8 protein-coding genes are annotated in these 5,750 nt (G+C 71.8%); 4 read left to right on the top strand and 4 right to left on the bottom strand.

Translation table 11 applies throughout. The features are described from left to right. The 4 genes from PROKR_RS36715 to PROKR_RS00560 all read right to left on the bottom strand — a co-directional run. Positions 1-244, bottom strand: a 244-nt coding sequence (locus PROKR_RS36715; protein ID WP_211239981.1) for a hypothetical protein, incomplete at its 3' end; no start/stop codon positions are given. Further along, a complete protein-coding gene (locus PROKR_RS00570) occupies positions 241-1,146 on the bottom strand; it encodes a CpaE/TadZ family protein (RefSeq protein WP_051432551.1) in 906 nt (301 codons plus the stop codon). The genes PROKR_RS00570 and PROKR_RS36715, both read right to left, overlap by 4 nt. Before the next feature lie 4 nt (positions 1,147-1,150). Then, the gene (locus PROKR_RS00565; RefSeq protein WP_051432550.1) at positions 1,151-1,846 is read right to left on the bottom strand and encodes an SAF domain-containing protein; all 696 of its coding nucleotides are present in this window, start codon (positions 1,844-1,846) and stop codon (positions 1,151-1,153) included. Between the two features lie 503 nt (positions 1,847-2,349). Beyond that, positions 2,350-3,207: a sigma factor gene (locus PROKR_RS00560; protein WP_036958769.1), complete on the bottom strand. Its 858-nt coding sequence runs from the start codon at positions 3,205-3,207 to the stop codon at positions 2,350-2,352. A 229-nt stretch (positions 3,208-3,436) separates the two neighbouring features. On the opposite strand from PROKR_RS00560, the gene PROKR_RS00555 reads away from it, so the two are divergent. The 4 genes from PROKR_RS00555 to PROKR_RS33290 form a co-directional block, all read left to right on the top strand. Next, positions 3,437-3,751 (top strand): hypothetical protein, encoded by a 315-nt coding sequence (locus PROKR_RS00555; protein WP_036958768.1) that lies wholly within the window; start codon positions 3,437-3,439, stop codon positions 3,749-3,751. Next, positions 3,748-4,887 (top strand): conjugal transfer protein, encoded by a 1,140-nt coding sequence (locus PROKR_RS30350; RefSeq protein WP_051432549.1) that lies wholly within the window; start codon positions 3,748-3,750, stop codon positions 4,885-4,887. The genes PROKR_RS00555 and PROKR_RS30350 overlap by 4 nt, the downstream gene beginning before the upstream one ends. A 13-nt stretch (positions 4,888-4,900) precedes the next feature. Beyond that, positions 4,901-5,185 carry a hypothetical protein gene (locus PROKR_RS00545; protein ID WP_020017354.1) on the top strand — a complete coding sequence of 95 codons (285 nt, stop codon included), beginning with the start codon at positions 4,901-4,903 and terminating at the stop codon, positions 5,183-5,185. A gap of 108 nt (positions 5,186-5,293) precedes the next feature. Then, the coding region (locus tag PROKR_RS33290) for a hypothetical protein (RefSeq protein WP_051432548.1) at positions 5,294-5,750 on the top strand (457 nt) is incomplete at its 3' end.

Raw genomic sequence — 5,750 nt, 5'->3', positions numbered from 1 at the left:
CCGGCGGCGGCGCACCGCCCCCAGGACGTGCGGGCGCCGCCCGGCCAGGATCGACGGTGTGGGCCTGCCCGTTGCCCGGCTCCGCGGCCGGCGGGTTCCAGGTGTTCTGCACGGCGGCAGGGCGTCGGCCCGTCATGTTCTCCGCATCTGTGTCGGGAGCACGACGCGGCGCGGCCGGAGCCCGGTCGTCCGCGTCGTGGAAGATCGGCAGGGAGGAGAGGTCCGGGAACTCGGGGGTGCTCACGCGTCACCCCGCCAGGGTCCGGCGCCCTGCCCGCTCCACGACGTGGGGCGGACGCGGGCACCCGACTGCTCGGGCGGGCGGCGCGGACCGGTGCCCCGGCCCACCTCGCTCGGCCCGGTGGAGAACCGGGCCCGGCGCTTCTCGGTGCGGTCCTGCAGGCGGGAGATGACGGGTCCGGCGGACCGGACCAGCGGCGACGTCGAGTAGCGCCGTCCGGCGGGCGAGCCCACCGACAGCACCTCGGCGTTCACCGGGTCCCACGCCAGCGAGCCCACGGTGCCGAGGCCGAGCGTGCGCGCGATCTCGTTCGCGTCGTAGGGCCGGCCGGGCCCGACGGTCAGGGCCGTGAGGTTGGTGAGCTCGCGCGCCGCGGCGTCGACGACGGAGGTGCGGGACTTGACCAGCTCCCGCGTCACCGCGATGTCGGGCAGGCGCGAACCCGTGGTGATCAACACCTGGTCTGCCAGGCGGACGATCGGCTCGCGGTCCTCCCGGACGGCGCCACCGGTGCCGAGCCGGCCGAGGTCGACGAGCACGTCGATGCCGCCCCGCTCCAGCGCGACGAGCTGGTTGGCCAGCGGCCCCCAGAGGTTCGCGACGGCGGGGGCGGTGTGCGGGCTGACGATGCCGGGCAGCAGCTTCTTGTCCGGATCGTTTCGAACGAGCGGAATGGTCTGCTCCCAGAACGCGGCCTCGAGATCGCCGTGGGAGTGCGCGATGGCGAGGGGCTGCAGGCCGCGGTCGTGCGGCAGCTGCCCGCGGAAGTAGCCGGCCAGGATCGACGACCCGGCGAGGTCGGCCTCCACGAGCAGCACCGGGCGCGGCCACTGGAGCGCCAGCACGAGGGCCGCGGTCGTGGTGCCCGGCGAACCCTTCGCGTTGGCCAGGGCGATGAGAGCCACCGGATCACCCGGCCCCGACGGCGTCGATCACCAGCGCGACCCGGCCGGTCGCGGCGCGGGCCGCGAGCGCGGCGGCGTTCTTCGACTCGACCTGCACGTCGACGACCGTCTGGTCGCCGAGGCTCGACGGCTGGGTGCTGACCACTGTGGCGGGGATCGAGAACGGCGCCTCGACCGGCGGCTCGCCACCGGTGGCCGGCGTCTCGACGATCCGTACGGAGTCCCCGGACTTCGGCAGGTTCGTCGGCATCTGGTTGGGCGCGAGCGCGACGCCGACGATGGACTGGCCCGCGGCAGGCTGCAGCTCCTCCGCGAAGCTGTCCCTCGTGATGAGCTGGCCGGCCTTGAGGTCCGTCGTCGCGATCCGGTCCTTGACCAGGTCGAACTCGTCGGCCGAGATCGGCTTGAGCGCGGTCGGGCCCGTGGGCAGGTTGACCGTGGTGATGTTGCCCGGCGTGATCACCGACCCGCGCGCCACCTCGTCCGTCACGGCCAGCACCTGGTAGGTCTGGCCGAGCGACGTGGTCAGGTAGACGCTCCCGAGCACGCTGAGCGCCACGAGCGCGAGACCGAGCGCGATCAGGGCGGGCCGGCGTCGGGCACGCGTGGGTTTGAGCGGCCCGGGGGGTGCGGGTCGCTGGGGTCTCGTCGCGGACCGGTCCTGCTGGTCCAGGTTCACGACCTTCGTGCCACTGCTCACCGTGCCGTCTCCTCCGAGCCCGTCGACAGAGTCCGCCAGGGATCTTCCTGGAGCGGAACCCGAAGAGGATCCCATGCCTGCGCCTGTGTCCACCGTGCTCCCGCCGTGCTGTCGAAGACCTCCTGCGGTGTCACAGGTGTGTCACCGCAGGTAATCCTCATCCAGACGGCCGGACCCGGCAGGTTGAACGCTAATCAGCGTTCCGGATGCTCGCTAGGTCAAGGAGACTTCAAAGTTGTGGAGAAGACTTGAATATTGAGTGACCCTCAGACAATCGTTCGCTGGCATGTCAGAACCACAGTTGTGGCATTGACTTCGCAGGTCAGCCCGTGAGATAGGACCACCGCGGCGGTGCGGCCCGAGGAGAGATCGACGGCAAAACCTTGACGACAGCGTGTGCCACGAGGCGGCCGGACAGAACGAGAGGGCCCCGCTGGCGGTGGGGCCCTCTCGCGATGAGGAGACTTCGAACGACCTTCAGGGCATCACGCACCCCCCAGTGCTCAGCCCGTCGGCCGCCGTCGTCCCTCACCGTCCCGTTCGCCCGGCTGTCCCCCAGACAGACCACCGGACTGAACGGCTTCCGCCAGCCGTCGCACTGCGCGACTCGCCCGCTGGCGCAAGGCTGCGTGCGAGATGCCCAGCTCGTGGGCCACCCGCCGCTGATAGTTCCCGCGACCCGAGCCGAGCTCGGCGTACTCCGGGAGATCGGGGTCCGGCGCATAGAGCCGCGCCAGAAGTGCTGACTCGTCCCGCGTGAGGACGCTCTTGTCGAGCCCCCAGGCGATGACGTCGAGAACCTCGCCCGTGGTGCCGAGCGACAGGCTCGCGAGGGAGTAGACCGCGTCGGGCCCCGCCTCCGGCGTCGTCGGCCGCTCGAGGACGGTCAGCGTGTTCGTGTCGGTGGGGATCTCCGCCACCTGGGGGCCGCGGCTCGCCCGCCCGCCCCGTGCGTGCGGTGCCCGGTCGCCGACGACGCGCGTCAGGGTGTGGCCCTGGAGCCACATCGCGACGCGGCTGCTGCGCGCGAGGTCGTAGTGGGTGATCGCGTCCCACATCGCGGCGGCGGCCTCCTGCTCGAGGTCCTGCACGTCCGGGTAGTGCCGGCGCGACTTGCGCACGATGGCGCGGACCGCAGGCAGCATGCACTGCAGCACGGCCCGCCCCGCGGCGAAGCTGCCGCTCGCGTGCTCGACGATCAGGGCGTACAGCACCTCGTCCGCCTCGTCGGGCGCGAGGCGCACGGGCTCACCCCTGCGCAGTCCCGCGAGCCTGGGGAACCGTGCGACGAAGCGATCGATCTCGGTGGCGAACGACCGCGTACGGACCAGGTCTGCCCAGTCGTGGTCGAGCTCTCGCATCAGCGTTCCTGATGCCGGTGCCGGTGTGCGTGCAGGCATGGCGGTTCCCCCCTCCGTCTGCCCCGAGTCCACCGGGAGGGTGTTGCCCGCCACTGTTGCCCGCTCGTTCGGCGCCCATGTGACCTGCGTCACAGTGGAGCAAAACCCCTGCTCGACCGATGTCACACGAACGCATCACCAGCCATTTGTGCTCAGCAGACGCAACTGACGGAACAACGGGAGAGGCGAGATGAGCAAGGACGAGCTCGACCAGGCGCCCGGCGCCGGACTCGGCAGTACCGATCTCGGTAGCGCGGACCCAGGGCCTTCGGCCTTCGACCACACGTGGTCCCTGCTTCGCGACACGGCCGAGGTGCACGCCGCACGCGGTGAGGTGGCGCCCGTGGTGCGCGACCTCATCGCATCTCTTTCCGAGGACCCCCTCGGGGAGAACGACACGACCCTCCGGCTGACCGAGGCGCTCGACAGCCCTCGCGTGCGCAGCGCCCGCGAGGCACGCGAGCGGATCCGCGCGGACCTGCAGAACGAGGTGCACACCCGATGAGCTCGCTCCTCGTGCGCCGTCGGGGCAAGAAGGCCGCCAAGCCGGCCGAGCTGCCTGCCCCCACCGACGGCGCCCCCGGTTCCGCCTCGCCCTGGGCGGGCGGACCCGAACGACCCGCGACGCCCTCGGCATCGGGCGGCGGCGGGAACGACGGCGACCCTCCCCCGCAGGTCGTCGAGTGGTCCAACGGTCCTGCCCTGGTCACCAAGGCCTGGGGCGCCCTGCTGGCGCTCGCGCTGCTCGCCGGTCCCGCCGCCCTGGCGTGGACCCTGCTGCGGCCCGAGCCTGCACCCGTCGCGGTGGCCGCCGGTTCGGCGAGCACCGCGGAGTCCGCCGCCGCCTCCGAGCGCGCGGTCGAGCTCGTGGAGACCTGGCTGCGGGCCGACAGCAACGACCAACAGCTCATCGCCTCCCTGACGAACGCCCCGGTCGGCACTCTCCCCCAGGAGGGCCTGACCATCCGCGACTCGTCGGTGGCGCAGGTGGAGCAGGCGGAGAACGACGTGTGGTCCGTGACGGTCGGCGTCGACGTCGCCGAGCCCGCCCCGGGCTCGACGCCGCCGCCCGCGGACGCCAAGGGCGAGCAGGCCGAGGTCGCGCTCGTCTGGGTGCGCCGCTACTTCCAGGTGCCGGTGCTCGTGCAGCGCACGGATACGAAGTACTCCGGCCCGGACCTCGCGGTCACGGCCCTCGCGCTGCCCTCACCCGTCCCGGGACCCGCCGCGGCGGCGGAGGCCCCGGACCTCGACTACTCCGAGACCATCTCCCCGACCTCGGCCGCGGGGCAGTCCGCGACCGGCTTCCTCGCGGCGATGATCGCGGGCGACGGCGAGATCACGCGCTACCTGGCGCCCGGCACCTCCATCTCGGCGATCACCCCCGCCCCGTACTCGGCCGTGGCCGTGACGGGCATCAAGGGTTCGCACGAGGTCACGGAGGACCCCGCCGACGGCGACGGCACGCACGCCCTCTTCACCGCCGAGCTCACCCGGCTCGACGGCAACAAGACGACCGCCCAGTACGTCCTCACGCTCGTCGCGCGGGACGGCCGCTGGGAGGTTGCCGGCGTTGAGCCGGCGGTCCGTATCGACACGACGCCATCCGGCACGATCGACCCCGGCACCGCCGGGGAGTAACGAAGGAGAAACCATGATCAGCGAGATCGTTATGGCCGACGGCTTCCTCGACCTCATCACCGTGAAGTCCGAGGAGGTCAAGAGCGCAATCGAGTCCGTGACCTTCGTGGTCGTCATCCTCATGGTCGTCATCACCGCGGTGAAGACCAAGATGTCGATCGCGGCGATCCTGATGTCCGCGATCGTCGGCGGGATCGTCCTGTGGCTGGTGAACGGTGGCATCAACGTCACCTCCGACCTCGCCAGGGACGAGTTCGACTCCGCCCCGGCGATCGTGAACACGCAGACAGTTCTCTGACGGCCGGTACCGGCAGGTCAGACACATGGGCAAGGCGCTGGGGGCAAGGCACAGGGTTGGTCTGACGGGCGCGTCCGCGCGCCCGGCGTGTGGTGAGGAGGGTGTCCGGTGACCGAGACCGCGAAGTTCTACACGAAGGCCCGCCGCATCCCCATGCTCGTGGGGAAGCTGCCCAGCGGCGGGCGCATCTGGGGTGGGCCGTACACCATCACCCAGGTGGGAGCGGGCGCCGTCGTGGCGTTCGCCCTGTGGAAGACCGCCCCGCTGTGGGCGCAGCTCGGCGGTTTCATGAACATCGTGGTCGCCGTCGGCGTGGTCGTCGGCGTCGTCTGGGCCACCGGCAAGCTCCCGAGCTCCGGGCGCAACCCCGTCGCGTTCGTCATGGACGCGATGAACCTGACCTCCAGCCCGGGACGTCTGTCCGGCGGACAGGTCGCCCTGCCCAGACCGCGCCTGATGACGCACCGCGTCATGGTCGTGGTGCCGGGCGCCGCCGCTCAGGCGGCCCAGCCCGCCCAGGCGGCCCAGCCCGCCCAGGTGGCCCAGCCCGTCCGGGCCGTGGCCC

The sequence above is a fragment of the Promicromonospora kroppenstedtii DSM 19349 genome (assembly GCF_000515355.1).
In the GTDB taxonomy this organism is placed as follows: Bacteria; Actinomycetota; Actinomycetes; order Actinomycetales; family Cellulomonadaceae; genus Promicromonospora; species Promicromonospora kroppenstedtii.
Note: the sequence above shows the minus strand (reverse complement) of the source record. Positions and strands in the feature narration are given on the sequence as shown.

Bases quoted from the DNA above. Each gene is read 5' to 3' on its own strand.
- PROKR_RS00545 (WP_020017354.1), top strand. From the start codon at position 4,901: ATGATCAGCGAGATCGTTATGGCCGACGGCTTCCTCGACCTCATCACC.
- PROKR_RS30350 (WP_051432549.1), top strand. From the start codon at position 3,748: ATGAGCTCGCTCCTCGTGCGCCGTCGGGGCAAGAAGGCCGCCAAGCCG.
- PROKR_RS00560 (WP_036958769.1), bottom strand. From the start codon at position 3,207: ATGCGAGAGCTCGACCACGACTGGGCAGACCTGGTCCGTACGCGGTCG.
- PROKR_RS00555 (WP_036958768.1), top strand. From the start codon at position 3,437: ATGAGCAAGGACGAGCTCGACCAGGCGCCCGGCGCCGGACTCGGCAGT.